Raw genomic sequence first — 21863 nt, 5'->3', positions numbered from 1 at the left:
ATTCAATTCCCCGGATTTGCAAGCTGCCAAAAAAGTACGAGCGCGCGTTTTGGCGAATGTAAGCTGGGTGCGGTCACTCCTTGACGTGCAGCGTGTCTAGAGAACGCTTGCGCAGGCGGGTATCGTGCAGCGCGCCGGCCGCTTCGAGCACCGGATACGCCGTCGAGCAGAAGAGCGAATTCAATCGCTTCATATTGCTGATGAGATCGAGGTGCAGCGCGCTGGTCTCGATGCTGCGCAAGGTCTGCCCCGCGAGACGGTCCAGATGCTTGTGCGAATACGCCCGTTCGAGATCGCGGAAGCGCTCCTTTTCCGCCAGCAATTGCTCGGCGCATCGCAGGTCGTTGTTGAGGAACACCGACAGTCCGAGCCGCAGATTGCTCACGAGTCGCGCATGCAGATCGTCGAGTTCGCCGAGACCCTGCTCCGAGAAGGCGAGACGCTGGGAAATCTTCTTCTCTTCGATATCGCCCACGATTCGTTCGATGATGTCTCCGGCGTGTTCGAGATTGATCGTCAGCGAAATGACGTCGGTCCAGCGGCGGCTTTCCGCCTGGTCGAGTTGCTCGCGAGAGATCAGTGTCAGATAGCTTTTCACTTCCGCATAGAGCTGGTCGACGTCGTCGTCCATCCGCATCGTTTCGCGCGCGACGGCGAGATCATTGCTTCTGAAGAGATTCGACACGTTGTCGAGCATGACGCGCACGATGTCGCCGATGCGCAGCACTTCCCGCGACGCGTTCGCGAGCGCGAGGCTCGGCGTCGCAAGCCCGGCAGGATCGAGGTAAAGCGGACGCAACTCGCCTGTCGCGACTGCGCGATCGGGCAGCAGGCGTCGGCTGATCGCGGCGACGCGATCGACCAGCGTGACGCAGGCGCAGCAGCGCACGACGTTGTAGATCACGTGAAATCCGACCACCGCTTCGCGCGGATTCGATATCACGACCGAAAGGCCGCGCGCGAGCAGCGATGCGAACGGCAAGATGAGGATCGCGCCCGCCAGTTTGAACGCAAAGCTGCCTGCGGAAAGACGCCGCGCCGCCGCGTTCTGCGGCAAGGCGTTGAGCAGGGCCAGCAGTCCGCTGCCGAGATTCGCGCCGACGACCAGACACAGCGCGACCTTAAGCGAGATCACCCCTGACTGGGCCAGTGTCGCCGTCAGCAGGACGGCGGCGAGACTCGAGTACGAGAGCATCGCGAAACCAGCGCCCACGAGCGCATCGAGCATCGTGTCGCCGGTGAGGGCGCCGAACATCACGCGCACGCCGGCGCCCTGCGTCATCGGCTGCGCTGCCTCGACGATCAGATGAAGCGCGAGAAGAATCAGTCCGAGCCCGATGATCGTGCGCCCGATCTGTCCGGCCCGGGTCTGCTTGCGCGTGAGGAACAAGGGCACGCCGACGAGGATGAGAATCGGCGAAAGCCACGACAGATCGAGCGTGAGCACGCGCGCCATGAGCGCGGTGCCGACATCCGCGCCGAGCATGACGGTCAGTCCGGCCGTCAGCGGAACGAGCCCTTGCGCGGCGAACGACGTGATGATGACGGCTGTGGCATTGCTGCTCTGTACGAGGCTGGTTACGCCGATGCCCGCGAGAAACGCGCGCATTCTGCTTCGGGTGCTACGCCCGAGAATCGCGCGGAGATCGGCTCCGAGCACCCGGAGAATGCCAGTACGGACGATATGCGAGCCCCACACGAGAAGGGCGACGCCGGAGAGCAGATTGAGAAGAACCAGCACGGCAGATCGATTTCCTCACAACAGGACGTGACGCTGACGTCAGGCGGTTGAAAACTGATGTATGACAGTAGTGTTACATAGTTGAGCGGCTTTTGAGTGAAGTTATCTACCGGCCGCGCGGGTTATCGCTTGGATGCGAGCGTCTCGGTCAGAATCGCCTTGATTGTTTTTCTGGCCAGTGTCGTACGCATGCCATGGTCGATGGAGTCATACACACGGCTCAGCGGCGAACCGATGCCCTTTCCCACCGGACATCGTTGACTGGGTTTCGAAGCATGAAGCGCGAACTGCGCGCCCTCTTCGAGTGCATCGAACACATCGAGCAAGGTAATCTCGTCGGCCCGTCTGGCGAGGCGCCACCCCGCGTTCACGCCTCGATAGCTCTCGACCAGACCCGCCCTCGCCAGATAACCGAGCATGCGGCGAATCACCACTGGATTGGTGTTCACGCTCGCCGCGATGCGGTCGGACGTGACCGGATCGGTTTCCCTGCGCGCGACGAGCGCCATCCAGGTGAGAATGTGTGTTGCGATCGTCAGGCGGCTATTTGCGCTCATATCGTCATGATCTTCGTCTTCAGATATAACTATATTGGTTACATCTGAAAGCGTCAAACGGGCTTATCGGTGTGACGCTGGCTGTTTGCACAATGCTTTTCGACAATAGAGCATTCCAGCCTCGACATTGTTCGTGAGCCGAGAGATGGCTACGATGTAACTAATCTTGTTACATCAAGTACCAGCGAGGATTTTCAGATGCCGACACTCTTTGACCCCGTCCAGATCGGCGCGCTCAGGTTACGAAACCGTATCGTCATGGCGCCGCTCACGCGCATGCGTGCCTTCGATGAACGTGCTCCGGGCCCGCTCAATGCACATCACTACGCACTGCGCGCAACGGCCGGTCTGATCATTAGCGAAGCGACGTCGGTGACGCCGCAGGGCGTCGGATATCCGAACACGCCGGGCATCTGGAGCGAGAAGCAGGTTGAAGGATGGACAAAACTCGTTTCCGCCGTTCACGATGTGGGCGGCTTGATCGTGTCGCAACTCTGGCATGTCGGTCGAGTGTCGGACCCGGTCTACCATGACGGACAGCCACCGGTTGCGCCGAGCGCAATCGCACCGCAAGGTCATGTCAATCGCGTTCGGCCCATGCGTCCCTACGCCGTTCCGCGCGCGCTTCTGACTGAGGAAATTCCCGGCATCGTCGAGGATTTTCGCCGCGGCGCTGAAAACGCGAAACGGTCCGGCTTCGATGGCGTCGAACTGCATGCGGCGAACGGCTATCTTTTCGATCAGTTTCTTCATGACGGATCGAACCAGAGAACGGATCGCTACGGCGGATCGATCGAGAACCGCGCACGCTTTCTGCTGGAGGCGGTCGATGCGCTGCTGACCGTCTGGCCCGCCGATCGCATCGGCGTGCATCTGAACTTGATGTCGAGTTCATATTCGATGCATGATTCCAATCCCCGCGCACTGTTTGCCTATGTGGCAGAGCAGCTCGATAAGCGTCACATTGCTTTTATTTTTGCTCGCGAATCGATTGAGCGCGGGGATGAGCGCATTGGGCGTGCAGTGCGGCGCATCTTCAAGGGTGCGTTCATTCTCAACGAGGGGCTGACGAAGGAAAGTGCCGAACGTGCCATCGCACGCGGGGAGGGAGATGCTGCGGCGTTCGGTCGTCCCTTCGTGGCGAATCCGGACCTGGTCGAGCGCTTCAGACGCGGCGCACGGCTCAACGAGGTCGATGTGGAAACGATTTATCGGGACGACGAGGCTGGGTATAACGATTATCCGTTGCTGGGGGAGGTTGCTGCGTGAGCGGAGCGTTAGGGCGGGCGGCAAAGCGTCAGGTTTGGCGAAAGGCGTTTTCACGCGCGGAGTGGTCGGCTCGTCGGCCTTTGCGGACGTTGGCGCTGGTCGCGCTCAAAGGCGGCCCCGTAGCGGATTGCTGCCATTGCCGCGAGCGGTTCCGGTTGCTCCAGTGCCGAGAAATGTCCGACACGCTCACATCGTCATCATCTTACGAATTCGGCTTGGCCAGTGAGACCACGCTAACACCTGAGAGACTCAACAACGCTGAAGGTGGCAAGAGAAGCTTCGCCTCTCGTATTCCAGCGCCCATGACAATCATCTTCCGCTCCAGCACAGCCGCATCCACCAGTATTCGCCAGCCGACAGGCAGACCAAACGCCGTGATACCACCGTATTCCATTCCAGAAGCGTTGACAGCGTCGTCGCGGGAAGCGAACGATATGCGGCTTGCCTCTAGCGCTCTCCGGGCAGCGCCATTGACGTCGATTCGTTTGTCCGCGAGCGCAACTATCGCCGCAAGGTGCTCAGCGCCATTCTTCTTGAATCGCACGATGATGGTGTTGGCATTGTCTTCAACCGGAATATCGTAACGAGCCATGCATGCATCGGTATCCGATGCATCGTCGGGCACGTTGAACACAACGACGTCCAGATCAGCAATCGAATTGCCGACCCGTTCGGGTAACCGAGCGAAGCGTTCGCTCTCCGGAACGAGTTTTAGTTTGGAAAGATAGTCGGGGGTTAGCATGAACCTTGCCCAATCCCATAGACAGCATGCACCGCCTCGATCGCAGTGACACAAATCGCACAAGCGACGCCCCATCTCTTGGACACGTTCATGTTTCGAAACGTGGTACGAGATCCAATCCAGCGAGCCTCGCGAGTTCGCCGCTGCTCACAAGCGACTGTGCATGGTCCAGCGCGCTAGAGAACTCCCAGTCCGTGGCCATCGAGGGCACGCGCTCGCGCACGGCGGAACGAAGCAATTCGAGCGTCGCGCACGAGCGCAACGCACCGTGACAATCCATCGCTTCCGTTGCGGCGAGAAGCTCGATTGCGACGATCGAATTCGCGTTGCGCGCCATATCCAGAAGACGGCGCGCACCGTGCGTAGCCATCGATACATGATCTTCCTGATTGCCCACCGTCGGAACGCTCTCGACCGACGCGGGATGCGAACGTTGACGGTTTTCCGCTACGAGCGCAGCCGCCGTGATCTGCAGGCTCATGAAACCAGACGTCAGTCCGCTGGTGCCCGTCAGAAATGGCGGCAAACCACTCATCGATCCATCGAGCAGGAATGCGATACGCCGCTCGGCCATGCCGCCGGTCTCGGCCGCGACGTTTGCAAGCGCATCGGCGACGAACGCGACGGGTTCCGCATGAAAGTTGCCGCCAGAGATGACGTCACCGTTATCGACGAGGATCAGCGGGTTGTCCGACGCGCTGCGCGCCTCGGTTTCAAGCATCGCACAGGCGAAGCGAAACACTTCATGGCATGCGCCCATCACCTGAGGAATGCAGCGCAAGCTGTAGGGATCCTGCAAGCGTCCCTTAATGCGTTGCAACTCGCGGAACTCACTTTCCTTGAGCAAATTGCGCAAAGCAGCGGCGACCTCGACCTGCCCGCGATGCGGCTTGAGCGCGTGAATGCGCGGATCGAGAGGCGCGGTCGACCCAAGCGCGCCCTCGAAGGTCAGCGCTGCAACGGCCAGTGACGATTGCACAACGCGCCAGATTTCGAACATTCCAGCGAGGCACAAGGCCGTGGATACTTGCGTGCCATTCAGCATCGCGAGTCCTTCCTTCGGACCGAATCGGACAGGATTCAGTCCAGCGCGCGACAATGCGTCCGCGCCGCTCAGCAGCTCGCCGTTGAATGTCGCGCGGCCCCGGCCGATCATCACCGCCGAGAGATGGGCCAGCGGCGCAAGATCTCCGGATGCACCGACCGAACCCTGCCCCGGTATCATCGGCAACACACCTCGCACCAGCATCTGTTCGAGCAACCCGACGACTTCGCCGCGCACACCGGATGCACCCAACGACAGCGCCGCCAGCTTGAGCGCGATAACGAGGCGCACGACACCCTCCGGCAGTGGATCGCCCACGCCGACCGTATGCGAAAGAACGAGATTCTCCTGCAACGTATGCAGGTCGGCTGCATCAATCCGTCGATTCGACAGATTGCCGAAACCGGTATTCACCCCATACACGGGGTCGCCCTTCGCAATCATTTCGTCAACCATCGCCGCCGAGCGCATGACGTTGATGCGGGCCGCATCACCCAGTAACGCGGTTGCGCCTTGAGCGTAAACGGCGTACCAGTCCGCAAGCGTGTTCGCGCCTGGCACGATATCGATATTCATTCGACCTCCTGTTCTTTGGCGGCGGGAATCACTTCAACGTCGGTGAGCCTGTGTGCGCAACATTGTGATGTTCGCGCCTGCTTCATGACGAAGGCAACGCCCTTTCAGCGAAATCTTTGAGATGATGAATGTTTCTGCATTACCGCGCCAATTATTATTTCGTCGCCTTTGATAACGAACGCTTATTAACGACGCGCGTTTGACGTAGTCCTGACGCACCGTTTCGCTCTCTCATCACTCGAATAAAATGTTCGACGGCGACCTCGCCACGGTCACGCCGATAAACCAGATACGTTTGAAGCGTCGACAATGATGCGTCACTGATCGGCACGACATTCACGCCGGGTGTCGCGATGCCCGCGTAGGCGCTAGGCACGAGTGCTACGCCGTCGCCAAGCGCTACTCGCGCGAGCAGATTAGTGAAAGAAATCTCATGACCCACGATGCGAGCCGGCCGGCCGCGCCGCCTGATGATGGCAGTGAGACTGTCGTACACCTCGGGATGACGGTCGCGCGGCACCGTGTAGAAGGGTTCACCGGCAAGATCGCCGATCGACAGCATCGGCTCTTTCGCGAGCGGATGATCGCTTGGCAATGCAACTCCCATCTCGATGCGCGATTGGAGTTTTACGTTGTGGAGTTGATCGTCGCGCTTGGGTAGTGTGGTGACGAGAACGTCGACGAGCGACGCATCGAGCAACTCATACAAACGGTCCGCACTCTCGACGGTCGGGGATATTCGAATCAGCGGATGAGCGTGGCGAAAGGCCCTGATATCCGCAGGCACGGTACTATGAATGATCGCAGATGAAAGTCCAATCAGCAGGTGGCCGTCCAAACCATCGCCCATCGCGCGCGCATCGGCATGCATGCGATCCGCTAGCGCGAGCATTTGCGATGCCTGCCGAAGTAGTGTCTTTCCCGCTTCGGTGAGCGATACGGCGCGCTTACTGCGCCGAAGTAACTGGACGCCTAGTTGCTCTTCGAGCCGGGCAATGTGTTGCGTCACACCGGGCTGCGTCGAGTGAAGTGCCTCGGCGGTACGGCCAAAATGCAACAGATCGCCCGCTACCACGAACGTCTTCAATAGCTTCAAGTCGAGCATCCTGCCTCCCTTTCCTTTGCTCCCGCCTGGTCGCTCTGGACCCGGTCCAAGACCGAATTCCGGTGCTCAAGCGAATTTGCTTCCGATGCCGGTCATCGATACTCATTCGGCTGCCGCACGCCGATACAGAAAGAGCGCGTTCAAGCCTTCTTGCCTTTGCGTGATACGGAGCGCCGGCTTGCATCCTTTGGCAAGCGCTGACGATTGCCAAGGAGCGCGACCAGTTGCGTGTCGCATGCGGAAAACGAGTACCCCCGCCGCTGCGAGATCATGAACGTAAGTGGACGCATGTGCCAGGCACGCCGTTGCAGTTCAACGAGCATTCCGTGCACGAGGTCGTCCGCGACCAGATGATGCGGCATGTGCCCCCAGCACAAGCCCCCCCTCAGCAGATCGTGCTTCGCGCCGAGGTCGTTCACCAGCCACTGGCGTCCGCTTGCGACCCCCTGCTGTGTCTTCTCTGCGTCGGGCTGATTGTCGGTTACGACAAGCTGGATGTGCCGGCCAAAATCCTCTCGCGAAATCGGTCCCGCGATCGCCGCCAGCGGATGCGATGGCGCACAGACGGTCACCATCCGCGCTTCGCATAGGTGCAGCCTCTCGATCGCACTGGGGTCGAGTTCGGGCACGTCCGCGATCGTCACAGCCAATCCACAGGTGCCATCGAGAATCAAGCGCTCGCCGCCCTGCATCGTCGTCATGCGCAGATTGATCGCAACTGTCGGAAAGTCCGCCTGCAGGATGCGCAGGCATTCGATCAGGTGCACACGCGGAAAATAGGTATCCACAGCAATCGAGACTTGCGGGACACCCGCTTCAGCGATCGAAGCTGCGCGCATCTTCATTTCCTCGGTGCGTGAAATCACACCGCGAGCATCAGGCAGGAGGCTGCGGCCCGCTGCCGTAAGTGTTGCCTTGCGAGTATTGCGCTCGAACAGCGCTACATCGAAGGCACTCTCGAGCGCGGCGATCGCGTGACTGATCGCCGACTGTGCACGCCTCAGCTCGCGCGCCGCCCCGGAAAAGCTTCCTGCGTCACAGACAGCAACGAAAGCCCGAAGTTGATTGATGGTCACGTTATCGAGCATACGTATCAAAAAAGTAGATGGTATCCATAGATATTTAGTCAATTGGCCTCATGACGCAAGCGGTCCAGAATCGTGACTGTCACTTTTGTTTCGAAGGATGCATGTCATGAACAGACTGGATGGAAAGACCGCTGTAATCACCGGTGGCGCTACTGGCATCGGCCGCGCCGCAGCGAAGCGCTTTATCGAAGAAGGGGCCTTCGTATTCATCTTCGGCCGCAGGCAGGAAGCGCTCGACGCCGCTCTGGCCGACCTCGGGCCCAACGCCCGCGCGGTGAAGGGTTCGGTCTCCGATCAGGCCGACCTCGACCGACTCTACGCGGCGGTGAAGGCCGAGCGGCGAGCACTTGACATCGTATTCGCCAATGCCGGGGCAGGAAGCTCACTTCCGCTCGGCAAGATCACCGCCGAGCACATCGACGAAACCTTCGACACCAATGTGAAGGGAACGATCTTTACGGTCCAGAAAGCGTTACCGCTGATGAGCGAGGGCGGCTCGATCATCCTGACCGGATCGAGCGCCGGCACCACAGGCGCCCCGGCGATGAGCGCATACAGCGCGAGCAAGGCGGCGGTCCGTAACCTCGCGCGGACCTGGGCGGAGGATTTGAAAGGCACCGGCATCCGGGTGAACGTGCTGTCGCCGGGAGCAACGGCGACCGAACTGGCCAAGGAAGCGCTAGGCGAGGAAGGCCAGAAGCTCTTCGCCTCGATGACTCCGCTCCGGCGCATGGCCGATCCGGCGGAGATCGGGGCGGTGGCCGCCTTTCTCGCATCGCCGGACAGCAGCTTCATGACGGCCAGCGAAGTCGCCGTTGACGGCGGTCTTGCGCAACTCTGACGCGCCATGTCCGCGGCGCTCTACGCGTTTATCCGGAGCGGCGCATTGGCGGTGAATCTGCGGGCAGATCGTTTGAGGGATAGGCCCCGCTCGTCCCTGGAACTCGTAGATGTTCTCATTGCGCGACGCTGATGGGCCACCCAGGGGTTGACCTTGTTTACCAGCCATCAACAACACTGAAACTTATGAGGAAACTTGCCATGAGCATTATCAGCATCATCGGGTCAGGAAGCATGGCCGCAGCGATCGCCGGCCGTGCCGACAGGGCGGGACACAACGTCGAAGTGGTCAGTCGCGACCCCGCCAAGGCGCGGGCGCTGGCCGACAAGCTCACAGACAAAGTGACCACCGGGACGTATGGTGCCCCGCCAGCGGGCGACATCGTCATTCTAGCCGTGCCGTATTCCGGCTTGTCGGCGGTGGTCGCCGACTTTGGAAACACACTCGATGGCAAGGTGATAGTCGATATCACCAACCCCGTTGCTCCCGATCTCTCGGGCCTCGTCACGCCTCACGGCAGTTCCGGCGCGCGGGAGACCGCCAGCAGCCTCCCCTCCGGCGCGCATGTCGTGAAGGCGTTCAACACCGTCTTTGGCCACGTCCTTGCTCGGGGCGGCTGCCTCGACGCGTTCATCGCTGCAGACGATGCGCAGGCGAAGGCGCGCGTTTCGGCCTTCGTCGAGAGTCTCGGACTTCGTCCGTTCGATGTCGGCGGTCTGCAAATGGCTCATGCGCTTGAGGCGCTCGGCCTGATGATGATCGGCTTGGCCAAGAATGGCGCCGGCACCTGGGACTTGGCCATGAACGTGAAAATTGGCTGAATCACCGACACCGCGGCTTCACTGGCGGTTCCGCAATGCATGAACAGATCGACACCTTCTGAGGTAACGGAATTGGAGAGACCGAGATGAGCATCGAAGAGAATGTCCAGACTGTTAAGGATTTTTTAGCTGCATTGGGCCGCGGCGTTGAGCAAGGTCTGCTGGAGTTGTCCGCCGAAGATATTGAGTGGATCATTCCGGGCAAAGACTGGCCGCTGGCCGGCACCCGCCTGCTTGAACTCGCTCAACAGGTCGGTCGTGCGCGTGTCCTGCCAGACAAGGGCGAAACTGGTTCCGTATCTCGATGCTTGCGCACAGCAGAACCAGGCGCATATTGTCACCGCCCTTCAAGGGCCGGGCAATGTTCGCGCCGCGCTTTTCACATGGCGCTACTGCCTCGCAACACCTCGTTGAGGCGCGACATGCTGATTGGTTTGGTCAGGTGTAAGTCAAATCCCGCTTGCGCGCTTCGAGCCCGATCTTCCGGTTGCCCCCACCCGGTCAGCGCGACTAGTTGGACGTTGTCGGAAGCGACTCGTGCGCGGAATCGTCGTGCCAGTTCGTACCCATCCATACCAGGCATGCCGAGGTCAATGAAGGCGACTGCGGGCGTGGACTTCTCAAGGGCGTCCAGTGCACCGGCGCCGTCGTAGTAGACCGCAGCGTCGCAGCCGATCACACGAAGAAGCTCACCGAGACTGTCGGCCGCGTCGTGGTTGTCATCCACGACTGCCACTCTGAGTCCTGCAAAGCCCTCCAGTCCGGCGTCGCGGCCAGCAGGCGGGTGCCGGCGTGCTGCTTCGTGAACGGGCAGCGAAACGGTAAAGCAGCTTCCTTTGTCGCGGCCATCGCTGTTCGCACAGATCGATCCGCCGTGCAACTCGACCAGCTTTTTCGCGAGCGCCAGTCCCACGCCGAGGCCATCTCGATAAGTCGCCGGCTGCAGCCGGGAAAACGGCACGAACAATAACGATTGCTCTTCGGGCGAGAATCCAGCCCCTGTATCCGAGATCCTGATCTCGGCGCAGCTGCCTGTGCGCGCTATCGTAATGTCGATTCGTCCGCCAGCCGGCGTGTACTTGGCTGCATTGTTGACCAGGTTAGAGAAGACCTGAGCAAGCCGGACCTCGTCGCCGTCGACAGTAAGTGCGTCGGTCGGCAGATCGACTTTCAGCGCATGTCCCGCGCTCTCGACAGCAGTACGACTTAGCTCGATCGCGGCCTCGAGCACTGTTGCCACATCGATTGGTTGTCGACGCAACTGGATCGTACCCGTGTTGATGCGGGCGACTTCCATCAGGTCATCCACCAGCCGCACCATATGCTCGATCTGGCGATCGAGCATATCGAAGACCGCGCCGGCGCCCGCTGAGGTCTGGTTCTGACGCAAGACTTGAAGCCCATTACGGATCGGAGCCAGCGGATTCCGCAGTTCATGCGCGAGCGTCGCGAGAAACTGTTCTTTCATCTGATCCATATGCTGCAATCGGGCTTCGCTTTCCCGCAAACGCGCTTCGTCACGCATACGGGCGATGAGGCCGGCCGCCTCACGCGCCAGGATATCCAGCAGCTGAAGCTGGCGAACGTTTGGTTCATATGCATGGCCCCAGTGCGTCGACAACATGCCGATCAGCACTCCGTCGCGAGCACGCAAGGGTGTGGTCTGCATCGCGCGAATCCCGGTTTCGCGAAAGACCAGCAGATCCGTTGTATCGACCAGAAGGTCGCACGTCTCGACGTCATCGATGATGACACGCTTGCCTGTCGCCAACGCGACGCCGCAACTCGTAGTTGAGTCGATAAACACCTTGCGCCAGTGCGTCGCCGCCGTCAGCGTAAAACCGCAGTGGGCGATCAGTTCGAGCTGCAGCATTTCGCCTGTGCCGCCCGAAAGCATCTGCAGGCTGGCGAAATCCGATCCAAGCAACTGTCTCGCCGCCTCGACAATGCGCCCATACAGAGCCGAAGGCTCCTGTTCGACGAGCATATGGAGCGACAGGTCATGGAGCGCCCTGCTGGCGGCCAGATCCTCGTTTAACAGAGCGATCAGCTTGGCGGGATCGGGATCGCCATCTGTCATGTCAATCGGTTGGCCCACCGGGCGGTCTGCGGTTGACGGGCGTGCGAATGGGCTCTGGAGCAGAAGATGATGCCGTTGAACCACGTCGTTCACTTGTGGTTCATCGATAAGATCGTGCCGATAGCTGCACATGCAAATGAGGCGCCGGCCCTGAACGGCTTCCTGTACGCCCGTTTCGTACTCGAGGAAGCTATTCCACTGAGCGCTTTTAACCCATGCGCAATTGCCATTCGTCCGCACGCCACGGTAGCCCGCAGCGAGCGCCTCGCGCTCGCGATGTACGAGTCCTTCCACCAGGCTGCGTGGACGTAGCGGCTGCGCCGGATCATAAAAGGCGCTGCTGTCCGAGATCTCGATCTGCCCTCTCCGCTCGCGGTCGTCGAGGTCGGGCACGGCTTCACGCAATGCGGCGCGGGCGTCTTCGACGCCGAAGGTACCGTCCGTGACCCAGAGGCAGCGCTCGTTGTTCAAGAGGCCTGCACGAAAATAAGGCACGAGCATATCGCGCAGGTCGGTAGCCGAGTCGAAAAGCTGACCGATATGGCTTCCCCACACGAGGAAGGGCATTGTTGCAATCCCGGAGGGCGCGTGTGTTTGCGCGGAATCGTTTCTAATGTCTTCCATTTTCGAACGGTGCTTGTTTGGAGGCATATCGGTGCTGCGCGCGGAGCAGGCGTTGCGGCCAATCGCAATGATATACGTGCTCGGCTCACCTCCGCTTGTTCTATATGCCCTTATCGGCTGTCGAGGTCTGACTTGAACGCCAGGGAGCCGATCATGGGGATCTGCTCCAATTAAGGTGTCAGGCACCGTCAGTTTCGATTTAAGCGGAAAAACCACGTCTGTTTGATGGATCGCCACCCCGGACGGAGGCCCATACTCACGTCATTCATTTCGTGAGAGTGAAATCTATGCGGCAACCATGGGAATTCCCGGGACTCAAACCGGCTGACATCGCCAGTAACCTCGACGAACTCGGGGAATGCTACGCGCAACACGGTATCGTCGTCATGCCGGGCTTGCTGGCTGGCGACGCCGACTTCCAACGCTATCTTGGCGCAATCCGCTTTCTCTTCACGCGTATTTTCGCGAGATACGATCAATCAGTCGAAGCCGACGAAGACATCGGCGTGCTCCTTGCGCGCTTGAAGGGATTCGCACCGCTCGACGGAAGGATCGTCGCGGATATGGGCACGCAACAGAACAAATTCGTCGCGGGAAATCGCCTGAAGTTTGCGGAATTCGTCACGAAGCTGCTCGAACGCGTATATGGCGAAGAGGCGGTCCTGGCGACGCCGCAGGCCGGCGACACCTTGCACTTCTTCATGCCGGGCGAAGAGTTTCATCGCTACAATTTACCGATTCATCAGGATTACCAATATCTGATGCAATCGCCACGGCAAACCACCCTTTACATCGGGCTTTCCAAGCCATTTCCTAATGTCGGTGGGCTGGAGTACTGGCCCGGATCGCACCGACTCGGGGTGCTGCACAACGAACGCAACGAGAACGGTTCATTCCGGGTGGTCGATGGCGAGCAGTTGATGAAGGACTTTCCGCGTAAGCAATATATGTGGGATGTTGGCGACGTTTCGCTGTTCGACAGCTTGCTGTGCCATCGATCGATACCGAACACGTCGGCGGACTTCGGGCGTTCCGTGCAGATTTTCCGCTTCTCTGATTTAAACGATGCAACGGCGGAGAAGTATGACTGGCGCTCGACGACTTATGAGCGTCGCAGCGCTCGTTTCGAGAACGAGCATCCGGAGTTATACCGCGGAGAAATCTCGCGTTAGCGTTCACTCTGCCCGGGATTTCGCGTCGACCATTCCTCGAACGCAATCATCGCCTCAGTCGGTTTCTCCGATTCGAGGCTCGTCAGCCAATCTATTCGATAAGAGCGCAGCATGACTTTGCGATAAGCGGGTTCACCGCGAGTTCGACATCCGCGTCTTCCGCGACGATAACCGGCGCATGGCCGCCGAGTTCCATCGTCGCGCCCTCGACCCGCTGCCGTCACTTCGCCGTGGCGTTGATCATGACCGCTCTCAAAGTCGAACTGCCGGAGCGCAACTCAGATGATGACCTACTGTTCCCCCGCAGCCTGCTCACGCAGGCGGCGGGCTTCGTCGCGCAGGAACTGCTGGTAATCGTCCAGATCACCGTCGAAGGGCTCGACCCCACCCTTGGTGACGAGCCAGAACTCGTCACACACTGCGCGCAGCAGGGACCGGTCGTGACTGACCAGCATCACTGTGCCTTCGAATTCGTTGAGTGCCATGCCGAGCGCTTCGCGTGTGGCCAGGTCGAGATGGTTCGTAGGCTCGTCGAGCAGCAGCAGGTTCGGACGCTGCCACACGATCATGCACAACACGAGCCGCGCCTTTTCGCCGCCGCTCATGGTGCCGACCGCCTGATGGACCATGTCGCCACTGAAGTTGAAGCTGCCGAGAAAAGTGCGAAGCGATTGTTCGGTGCCACTCTGGCCGGGCGCACGCATGTGCGCCGGCGTGTCCTTGGCAAGGCGGATCATGTGTTCCATCGGCGTGTCCAGTGGACGCAACACGTCGAGTTCCTGCTGTGCGAAGTAGCCGATGTTAAGGCCTTTGCCTTCGCTGATTTCGCCGGCAATCGGCGCCAGCTCGTGCGCCACCGTCTTCACCAGCGTGGACTTGCCCTGGCCGTTGGCACCGAGAATGCCAATGCGCTGCCCGGCGAGCACGGATCGGTTGATACCCCGCACGATGACCGTCGGCGGCGTGCCCGGCTGTGCGTCGGCCGGCGCCGGATAGCCGAAGGTCGCATCCAGCATCGATAAGAGCGGGTTCGGGACGTTGAGCGGTTCCTTGAACTCGAAGCTGAACTCTGCGTCGGCAAGCACGGGTGCGATCTTTTCCATGCGTTCGAGCGCCTTGACCCGGCTCTGCGCCTGCTTCGCCTTCGAGGCCTTCGCCTTGAAACGGTCAATGAATTTTTGCAGATGGGCGATTTTTTCCACCTGTTTGGCCATCGCCGCCTGCTGCAACACGAGCTGCTCGGCGCGCATGTCTTCGAACTTGCTGTAATTGCCGCCATAGCGCACGAGCTTGGCGTTGTCGACGTGCACCGTGACCTGCGTCACCGCATCAAGGAATTCGCGATCGTGGCTGATCACGACCAAGGTTCCCTGATAGCGCTTGAGCCACGCTTCCAGCCAGACCAGCGCGTCGAGGTCAAGGTGATTGGTCGGTTCGTCGAGCAGCAGCAAGTCGGACGGGCACATGAGCGCGCGCGCCAGTTGCAGTCGCATGCGCCAGCCACCGGAGAAACTGTTGACCGGCTGGCTAAGCTGCGCATCACTGAAACCAAGGCCCAGGATCAGCGCCTGGGCGCGTGCCGGAGCATCGTGCGCCCCAGCGTCGTGTAGGTCCATGTAGGCGTGCGCCATGCGCATGCCATCGTCACTGGCCTCGGCGGCTGCTACTTCGGCCTGCGCGGCCAGCAGCACGGTGTCACCCTCGACAACGAAGTCGGTCGCGCTCTGCTCGGTCTCCGGCATCTCCTGTGCAACCTGGCCCATCTTCCACGCAGCTGGAATCGAGAACTCGCCTCCGTCCTCGTGCAGCGTGCCGTTGAGAAGACCGAAGAAGGATGACTTGCCGGCCCCATTGCGGCCAACCAGGCCAATCTTTTCGCCGGGGGTGAAGGTGACGGACGCGCGGTCGAGCACGACATTGACGCCGCGACGCAGCGTGACATTACGGACGGAAATCATAGGGAGCTACTTCAGAGAGGAAAGGCATGATAGCCCAACCGACGTACAGGCCTGTCGCTTTTCCAGCCGCAAGAGCGCAGGTAAGCTGCGATTTGCGGCGCCCACCGGCCCGCAAAGCGCGATGCGTATAGGACGCGGGCTCCTCGAGAACTCGCGCTCACTTCACATCTGAAGTGCGCTTGACGGATCCGTCGGCTTGCGGAACCTCGAGCGGTTTTACTTCAACCGGAGCCGTGCCATCTTTCTTGAGACCGAGCTTATCCGCGGTCTGCGGCGACACATCGACGATGCGATCTTTCGCGTACGGACCGCGATCCTTGATCTCGACGACATCGCTGCTGCCATTCTCCAGGTTCGTTACGCGAGCCTTGGTGCCAAGCGGAAGCGTCTTGCTCGCTGCCACGTTGGACTGCGGGTTCATTCGCGAGCCATCGGCCATCTTCTTCTTGTAGAACTTGCGGCTGTAATACGAAGCTTCGCCCTTTCTGGCTCGACCTGAGTGGTCCAGATGCGCGCCGCTTGCCGCTCGATGCTCGGCCTGGCTCGGAGCAATCTTTTCTTCCGCACGGAGCGCTGTGCTCATGCAGCACGTCAGAAGCGGAATCAGAACTAAGCACGGACCGATTCGACCAGCGTTCATTTTCTGCTCCTCGTCATCTTGCCGGATTCATACAAGTAGCGCCCTTTCGACGACCTCAGCCTTATCGATGTTGCAAAGCGCGAGTGCCTGGGGCGACTACCCCCTCGCAGTTTTCAGGCCGTTTTAGTCTGGAAATTGCCTTGGCGACCAGCGAACTCCGGCTGGTATTGAAGCGTCGGGACATTTGTATTGTCTGCACAATAGACGAGAAGGGACACAGAGACGTGCCTCGATCAGGTCGCTGGACCTGATGTCTCGATCGAACCACAAACCTGATTACACGGACTTCGTTCTCCGCGCTGGCGTCTCCGAGTCCGCGAACAGGTCGATCACCACGTTGCGCAGCCATCGATTGCCCTCGTCTTGATGAACTCGCGCATGCCAGAGCAAATGGATCGGAGCCTCGGGCAACGTCGAGGGCAATGCGCGCAGGCTCAATGAGAACGGCGCTGCCAGTTGCAGGGCCAATCGTTCCGGCACCGTGGCAATCAGATCGGTGCGTTGCAGAATGTAGCCGACGCTCATGAAGTGCGGCACCGTCAATCGAACGCGGCGCTGCACGCCTCGCCGTTTCAGCCAATCGTCGACCTGACCGTGTCCAGTACCGGCGGAGACCACCACCAGATGCTCGGCTTTTCGCCAGGCAGCGAGCGTGAGCGGCGCGTCTTCGAGCGCATGGCCGCGTCTGAACAGACAGACATACCGCTGATCGAACAGGCGGCGCTGATAGAAGCCGCCTTTGAGTTGTGGCAGCAGGCCGATTGCAAGATCGACCCGGCCCTCGGCCATCTCGTTGCCCAGATTAACGCTCGTGTCGCGAACGGTATTAAGCGCGATGCCTGGCGCCTCGCGCGACAGTCGCTCGACCAACGCGGGCAGAAACACAACTTCACCTATATCCGTCATCCCGATCGTTACCTTGCGCGTGACACGCAGCGCATCGAAACCCGTCTGGGGATTGAGTGCGGCATGCAGCGTCGAGAGCGCATGAGAAACGGGCTCTGCCAGACGGATCGCGAATGGCGTGGGCACCACGCCCCCCGGCGCACGCACAAACAGTGGATCACCGAGCAGACGACGCAGTTTGGCCAGCGCGTTGCTGACGCCGGGCTGGCTCATGTTCATCTGCTCGGCCACCGTCGCCACGCGCCGCTCCTGCATTAACCGTTGGAAAAGCAGCAGCAGATTGAGATCAACTTCACTCAGTTCCATGATTTCGGCCCCTCGCCATCATTGATTCCAGTGATGAAGCAGATTTCCCTCATTTTATTGTGGAATGGACGGGCAGTGACGAGAATTCGGACAAGGCGCACACATCCCATTTCATTAGAGGACGCATGCCGCGCCGGCCAACGACACAATCTGAATATCGGAGACACCCCATGGAACAGCTGGATCTGAAGATCGCAATCGTCGGTGCTGGCATCGGCGGCCTGACCCTCGCGCTCGCATTGCGGGAATATGGTATCGACGCGCAGTTGTACGAGCAGACCGACGAGCTTCGCGAGGTCGGAGCGGCCGTCGCGCTGTCGGCGAATGCGACGCGGTTTTATGAGCGGATGGGACTGCGTGCAGCGTTCGATGCGGTATGCGCTGAAATACCCGCGCTGATCTATCGGGACGGGCGCAGCGGCGAAGTGATCGGACAGCATCGTGGCGAACCGAGCTATCGCCAGCAGTTCGGCGGTTCGTATTGGGGCGTGCATCGCGCGGATCTGCAGGCCGTGCTGTCGCGAGCCGTCGGCATCGAACGCATCAATCTCAGCCATCGACTGACCGATCTCGTGCAGCATCCGGATCGTGTGTGTCTGAGTTTCGCCAATGGACGGCAGATCGACGCCGACCTGGTGATCGGCGCGGACGGTGCACGCTCGATCACGCGCCGCTGGATGCTCGGTTACGACGACGCCCTGTATTCGGGCTGCTCGGGTTTTCGTGGCGTGGTGCCGGCCGGCGGCATGGATCTCCTGCCCGATCCCGAGGCCATTCAGTTCTGGGTCGGTCCGCAGGGACATCTGCTTCACTATCCGATCGGCGACAACGGCGACCAGAACTTTCTGCTTGTCGAGCGCCATCCGTCACCGTGGTCATCGCGCGAGTGGGTCACGTCGGCGAGCGAGGGTGAGCAGTTGCGCCTGTTCAAGGGCTGGCATCCCGCCGTGGTGCAGATGATCACAGCGGTGCCCATCAGCCAGCGCTGGGGTCTGTTCCATCGTCCGCCGCTCGGGCGCTGGAGCAAGGGCCGCGTAACGCTCATCGGCGATGCCGCGCATGCGCTCGTGCCACACCACGGCCAAGGCGCCAATCAGTCGATCGAAGATGCCGTCGTGCTGGCCGCGCAACTGGCCAAGGCGGGCCCGGGCCGCTGGCGTGAGGCGCAGGAGGCCTACGAGCGCTTGCGCCGTGGCCGCACGCGCAAGGTGCAATACGCGTCAATATCGACGGCTGACGTGTTGCATCTGCCGGACGGAGCCGAGGCGACGGCGCGCAACGCCCGCCTTCGCGCGCGCGACAGCCTGCTGCATCATCTGGACTGGATTCACGATTTCGACGCTCTTGAACAAGAGCCGACCGAACGCCAGGGCGGCACCTGGCTTTGAACTGCGCTCCTCGCGCTGACGCCTGGACAGCTATTCCAACTCCTCGAGGGTCGTTGCATGCCTGCCGTGGTCGCCGTGACTGTGGCGCCGTGCAATCGTAGCCGCCGCGGTGCGAGTTTCGGAGCCCGACCGAAACTCGCATTCCCCGACACGCACAAACTACACTTGTAGGGATCGACCATGCTGATCGCCGACGCAGCACTCGCCGGCTCTCACGCGTTGCGTCAAGCCGAGTTTATTCAGCCGTGACGGAGAACCAGCATGAACCCGGTAATCGTCGATGTGGTGGAACAAAAGCGCCTGAACGACTCGCGTGAGGCACAAGTACCGTGGAAGAAATGGGGGCCCTACCTTAGCGAGAGGCAGTGGGGCACGGTGCGTGAAGACTACAGTGACAACGGCGACGCCTGGAATTACTTCACCCATGATCATTCGCGTTCGCGCACCTACAGGTGGGGCGAGGACGGCCTCGGCGGACTGTGTGACGACCAGCAGCGCCTCTGCTTTGCGCTCGCGCTATGGAACGAGCACGATGCGATATTGAAGGAGCGCCTGTTCGGCCTCACCAATAGCGAGGGCAATCATGGTGAGGACGTGAAGGAGTATTACTTCTACATCGACAGCACGCCCACGCACTCGTACATGAAGTACCTCTATAAATATCCTCAGAGGGAATATCCGTACCGGGATCTGATCGAGACCAACCGCAAAAGATCGCGGGAGGAGATGGAATACGAACTGCTCGACACCGGCATCTTCGACGATGACCGTTATTTCGACGTGTTCGTGGAATACGCGAAGGCCGCTCCGGAAGACATTCTCGTGCGGATTTCCGTGCACAACCGCGGACCGGAGGCGGCACGGCTTCGGGTCCTGCCGACGCTCTGGTTCCGCAACACATGGGCCTGGGGCGAGGACAATCGCAAGCCGTCCCTGCACGACGCGGGTGCTGGCGCCATTCGGGCCATGCATCATGAGCTGGGCGAATATTGGCTCCATTGCGATGGCGCGCCGGAGACGCTCTTCACCGAAAACGAAAGCAATACGCAGCGCCTGTGGGGTCAGCCCAACGCGTCGCCGTTCGTCAAGGACGCATTCCACGCCTACGTCATCTCAGGACAGCGCGACGCCGTGAACCCAGTCAGGACGGGAACCAAGGCCGCGGCCCATTACACCAGCGACATACCCGCCGGCGGCAGCGCGACCATCCGCTTGCGACTCGCGTCATCCAGACTCGACGACGCCTTCGGCGGCTTCGATCAGATCTTCGATAGCCGCCTCGCCGATGCGAACGAGTTCTACGAGCGCATCACGCCCAAATCGCTGACCGAAGATCAGCGTCGGGTGCATCGCCAGGCGTTGTCGGGCATGTTATGGGGCAAGCAATACTACTACTTCGATCTCGAACTCTGGCTGCGCGAACACGGGAGCCACCCGTTGCTCGACTCCGCACGGCGCGACGTGCGCAACACGGAGTGGTTCCACATGCTGAACGCCGACGTGATCTCCATGCCGGACAAGTGGGAGTATCCGTGGTATGCGGCCTGGGACCTGGCCTTCCATACGATTGCCCTGGCGCAGGTCGATTTCGATTTTGCGAAGGAGCAACTGCTGCTGATGCTGCGCAGCCTCTACGTACACCCGAGCGGCCAGATTCCAGCCTACGAATGGAACTTCAGCGACGTGAATCCGCCGGTGCATGCCGCCGCCACGCTCTGGCTGTACAAGTACGAGAGAGAACTGGGACGGGCCGACCCGCGTTTCCTGGAACGCTCGTTTCAGGGGCTGATGCTCAATTTCAACTGGTGGGTGAATCGCAAGGATCCGTCGGGCCGCAATGTGTTCGCCGGCGGCTTTCTCGGTCTCGACAACATCGGTGTTTTCGACCGCAGCGCCCAACTCCCGACCGGGGGATCGCTCGAGCAGGCGGACGGGACCGCATGGATGGCGTTCTACTGCCAGGCCATGCTGGAGATGGCCGTGATTCTGACCGAATACGACCCGCTCTACGAGGAGGTCGCCTTCAAGTTCGTTCAGCATTTCATGTGGATCGCCTACGCGATGGACCGACGCGGGGAACACGACGACGAGATGTGGGACGAGGAAGATGGCTTTTTCTATGATCTGCTGCGGCTCCCCGACGGTCGGACGACGCGCCTGAAGATAAGGTCGCTGGTGGGGCTGCTGCCGCTGTGCGCGTCGACGGTGTTCGAATCGCAGTCCGTCACGCGCTATCCGAAGCTGCTGGAGATGATCGCGCAGTTTCGCAAACGCTACCCCGAATTGATCGCGCAGGTTGCCCCGACCGATAGCGGTTTCATCGGCTACAGGGAGCGCAGGCTTCTCTCGATCCTGAACAAGCGCAAGCTCGAACGGGTGCTCGGCTACATGCTCGACGAGAAGGAGTTCCTGGGGCCCCACGGCATCCGTTCGCTCTCGCTGTATCACCTGGAGCACCCGTATGTGATTCACGTCGCCGGACAGGAATACAAGGTGCAGTACTTGCCGGCCGAATCGAACACGGGCATGTTCGGCGGCAACTCGAACTGGCGCGGACCGGTGTGGATGCCGGTCAACTTGCTGATCGTCCGCGCGCTGGCGAACCTGTATAGCTTCTTTGGCGACGACTTCAAGGTCGAATGCCCGACCGGCTCCGGGCAACACATGACGCTCTTCGAAGTGGCGAAGGAAATCGAGCGTCGCCTGACCGGCACGTTCCTGCGCGACGCCCAGGGCAAACGGCCGGTTTACGGAGGAACGGAAAAATTCCAGAGCGATCCGCACTGGCGCGACCTGATCCTGTTTTACGAGTACTTCCACGGCGACAACGGTGCTGGCCTCGGGGCCAGTCACCAGACCGGCTGGACCGGCCTGGTCGCTGCGCTGCTCGACCTGTTCGGGCGCGTCGACGCCAAAACCATGCTGGAAACGGATCGCGGGCGCGTGGTGTCCCACCTCGTCAGGGAGCAGGTGAGCGGAGAGGACACCGGCAAGGTATGAGGAG

16 protein-coding genes and 2 pseudogenes are annotated in these 21863 nt (G+C 60.5%); 7 read left to right on the top strand and 11 right to left on the bottom strand.

The window, feature by feature from the left end; translation table 11 throughout:
• Window positions 1-73 precede the first annotated feature (73 nt).
• Together NK8_RS38210 and NK8_RS38205 are read right to left on the bottom strand one after the other, a co-directional pair.
• Entirely contained in the window at window positions 74-1741 is a 1668-nt protein-coding gene (locus tag NK8_RS38210) for a Na/Pi cotransporter family protein (protein WP_213234364.1), read from the bottom strand.
• A 122-nt stretch (window positions 1742-1863) separates the two neighbouring features.
• Window positions 1864-2298: an Rrf2 family transcriptional regulator gene (locus tag NK8_RS38205; protein WP_213234363.1), complete on the bottom strand. Its 435-nt coding sequence runs from the start codon at window positions 2296-2298 to the stop codon at window positions 1864-1866.
• A gap of 198 nt (window positions 2299-2496) precedes the next feature.
• Here NK8_RS38205 and NK8_RS38200 point away from each other — a divergent pair, with 198 nt between their 5' ends.
• The gene (locus NK8_RS38200; RefSeq protein ID WP_213234362.1) at window positions 2497-3567 is read left to right on the top strand and encodes an alkene reductase; all 1071 of its coding nucleotides are present in this window, start codon (window positions 2497-2499) and stop codon (window positions 3565-3567) included.
• Between the two features lie 202 nt (window positions 3568-3769).
• On the opposite strand, the gene NK8_RS38195 is transcribed toward NK8_RS38200, so the two are convergent.
• From NK8_RS38195 to NK8_RS38180, 4 genes are all read right to left on the bottom strand, one after another.
• Entirely contained in the window at window positions 3770-4309 is a 540-nt protein-coding gene (locus NK8_RS38195; RefSeq protein ID WP_213234361.1) for a YbaK/EbsC family protein, read from the bottom strand.
• Window positions 4310-4397: 88 nt separating this feature from the next.
• Complete coding sequence (gene hutH, locus NK8_RS38190; protein ID WP_213234360.1) at window positions 4398-5930, bottom strand: histidine ammonia-lyase; 1533 nt, start codon at window positions 5928-5930, stop codon at window positions 4398-4400.
• A 154-nt stretch (window positions 5931-6084) separates the two neighbouring features.
• Window positions 6085-7035 carry a LysR family transcriptional regulator gene (locus tag NK8_RS38185; RefSeq protein ID WP_213234359.1) on the bottom strand — a complete coding sequence of 317 codons (951 nt, stop codon included), beginning with the start codon at window positions 7033-7035 and terminating at the stop codon, window positions 6085-6087.
• A gap of 140 nt (window positions 7036-7175) precedes the next feature.
• Window positions 7176-8123, bottom strand: a complete 948-nt coding sequence (locus NK8_RS38180; RefSeq protein ID WP_213234358.1) for a LysR family transcriptional regulator — start codon at window positions 8121-8123, stop codon at window positions 7176-7178.
• Window positions 8124-8229: 106 nt separating this feature from the next.
• Here NK8_RS38180 and NK8_RS38175 point away from each other — a divergent pair, with 106 nt between their 5' ends.
• From NK8_RS38175 to NK8_RS43210, 3 genes and pseudogenes are all read left to right on the top strand, one after another.
• Window positions 8230-8964 (top strand): SDR family NAD(P)-dependent oxidoreductase, encoded by a 735-nt coding sequence (locus NK8_RS38175; protein ID WP_213234357.1) that lies wholly within the window; start codon window positions 8230-8232, stop codon window positions 8962-8964.
• Between the two features lie 200 nt (window positions 8965-9164).
• Window positions 9165-9785, top strand: coding sequence for an NADPH-dependent F420 reductase (locus tag NK8_RS38170; RefSeq protein WP_213234356.1), 621 nt, complete (start codon window positions 9165-9167; stop codon window positions 9783-9785).
• 86 nt (window positions 9786-9871) lie between these two features.
• Window positions 9872-10012, top strand: a pseudogene (locus tag NK8_RS43210) (nuclear transport factor 2 family protein); the annotation flags it as partial.
• A gap of 152 nt (window positions 10013-10164) precedes the next feature.
• Here NK8_RS43210 and NK8_RS38165 read toward each other — a convergent pair.
• Window positions 10165-12432, bottom strand: coding sequence for an MEDS domain-containing protein (locus tag NK8_RS38165; RefSeq protein WP_213234355.1), 2268 nt, complete (start codon window positions 12430-12432; stop codon window positions 10165-10167).
• A 344-nt stretch (window positions 12433-12776) separates the two neighbouring features.
• Here NK8_RS38165 and NK8_RS38160 point away from each other — a divergent pair, with 344 nt between their 5' ends.
• Window positions 12777-13661, top strand: coding sequence for a phytanoyl-CoA dioxygenase family protein (locus tag NK8_RS38160; RefSeq protein WP_213234354.1), 885 nt, complete (start codon window positions 12777-12779; stop codon window positions 13659-13661).
• Window positions 13662-13752: 91 nt separating this feature from the next.
• Here NK8_RS38160 and NK8_RS38155 read toward each other — a convergent pair.
• The 4 genes and pseudogenes from NK8_RS38155 to NK8_RS38140 form a co-directional block, all read right to left on the bottom strand.
• Window positions 13753-13878 (bottom strand): annotated as a pseudogene (locus NK8_RS38155) (aldehyde dehydrogenase family protein); the annotation flags it as partial.
• Between the two features lie 73 nt (window positions 13879-13951).
• Window positions 13952-15619 (bottom strand): ABC-F family ATP-binding cassette domain-containing protein, encoded by a 1668-nt coding sequence (locus NK8_RS38150; RefSeq protein WP_213234353.1) that lies wholly within the window; start codon window positions 15617-15619, stop codon window positions 13952-13954.
• 157 nt (window positions 15620-15776) lie between these two features.
• A complete protein-coding gene (locus NK8_RS38145; RefSeq protein ID WP_213234352.1) occupies window positions 15777-16202 on the bottom strand; it encodes a septal ring lytic transglycosylase RlpA family protein in 426 nt (141 codons plus the stop codon).
• Between the two features lie 333 nt (window positions 16203-16535).
• Complete coding sequence (locus tag NK8_RS38140) at window positions 16536-17471, bottom strand: LysR family transcriptional regulator (RefSeq protein WP_213234351.1); 936 nt, start codon at window positions 17469-17471, stop codon at window positions 16536-16538.
• Window positions 17472-17641: 170 nt separating this feature from the next.
• Here NK8_RS38140 and NK8_RS38135 point away from each other — a divergent pair, with 170 nt between their 5' ends.
• Window positions 17642-18859 carry an FAD-dependent monooxygenase gene (locus NK8_RS38135; protein WP_213234350.1) on the top strand — a complete coding sequence of 406 codons (1218 nt, stop codon included), beginning with the start codon at window positions 17642-17644 and terminating at the stop codon, window positions 18857-18859.
• Window positions 18860-19120: 261 nt separating this feature from the next.
• On the top strand, window positions 19121-21859 hold the full coding sequence (locus NK8_RS38130; RefSeq protein WP_213234349.1) for a glucosidase: 2739 nt from the start codon (window positions 19121-19123) through the stop codon (window positions 21857-21859).
• Window positions 21860-21863: the final 4 nt, after the last annotated feature.

This window comes from Caballeronia sp. NK8 (genome assembly GCF_018408855.1).
In the GTDB taxonomy this organism is placed as follows: Bacteria; Pseudomonadota; Gammaproteobacteria; order Burkholderiales; family Burkholderiaceae; genus Caballeronia.
This window is presented reverse-complemented; position numbering and strand designations above follow the sequence as displayed.

What these genes read in the sequence shown, in the direction of transcription:
- NK8_RS38205 (WP_213234363.1), bottom strand. Translation starts at nt 2,298, where the DNA reads ATGAGCGCAAATAGCCGCCTGACGATCGCAACACACATTCTCACCTGG.
- NK8_RS38200 (WP_213234362.1), top strand. Translation starts at nt 2,497, where the DNA reads ATGCCGACACTCTTTGACCCCGTCCAGATCGGCGCGCTCAGGTTACGA.
- NK8_RS38195 (WP_213234361.1), bottom strand. Translation starts at nt 4,309, where the DNA reads ATGCTAACCCCCGACTATCTTTCCAAACTAAAACTCGTTCCGGAGAGC.
- hutH (WP_213234360.1), bottom strand. Translation starts at nt 5,930, where the DNA reads ATGAATATCGATATCGTGCCAGGCGCGAACACGCTTGCGGACTGGTAC.
- NK8_RS38185 (WP_213234359.1), bottom strand. Translation starts at nt 7,035, where the DNA reads ATGCTCGACTTGAAGCTATTGAAGACGTTCGTGGTAGCGGGCGATCTG.
- NK8_RS38180 (WP_213234358.1), bottom strand. Translation starts at nt 8,123, where the DNA reads ATGCTCGATAACGTGACCATCAATCAACTTCGGGCTTTCGTTGCTGTC.
- NK8_RS38175 (WP_213234357.1), top strand. Translation starts at nt 8,230, where the DNA reads ATGAACAGACTGGATGGAAAGACCGCTGTAATCACCGGTGGCGCTACT.
- NK8_RS38170 (WP_213234356.1), top strand. Translation starts at nt 9,165, where the DNA reads ATGAGCATTATCAGCATCATCGGGTCAGGAAGCATGGCCGCAGCGATC.
- NK8_RS38165 (WP_213234355.1), bottom strand. Translation starts at nt 12,432, where the DNA reads ATGCCCTTCCTCGTGTGGGGAAGCCATATCGGTCAGCTTTTCGACTCG.
- NK8_RS38160 (WP_213234354.1), top strand. Translation starts at nt 12,777, where the DNA reads ATGCGGCAACCATGGGAATTCCCGGGACTCAAACCGGCTGACATCGCC.
- NK8_RS38150 (WP_213234353.1), bottom strand. Translation starts at nt 15,619, where the DNA reads ATGATTTCCGTCCGTAATGTCACGCTGCGTCGCGGCGTCAATGTCGTG.
- NK8_RS38145 (WP_213234352.1), bottom strand. Translation starts at nt 16,202, where the DNA reads ATGAGCACAGCGCTCCGTGCGGAAGAAAAGATTGCTCCGAGCCAGGCC.
- NK8_RS38140 (WP_213234351.1), bottom strand. Translation starts at nt 17,471, where the DNA reads ATGGAACTGAGTGAAGTTGATCTCAATCTGCTGCTGCTTTTCCAACGG.
- NK8_RS38135 (WP_213234350.1), top strand. Translation starts at nt 17,642, where the DNA reads ATGGAACAGCTGGATCTGAAGATCGCAATCGTCGGTGCTGGCATCGGC.
- NK8_RS38130 (WP_213234349.1), top strand. Translation starts at nt 19,121, where the DNA reads ATGAACCCGGTAATCGTCGATGTGGTGGAACAAAAGCGCCTGAACGAC.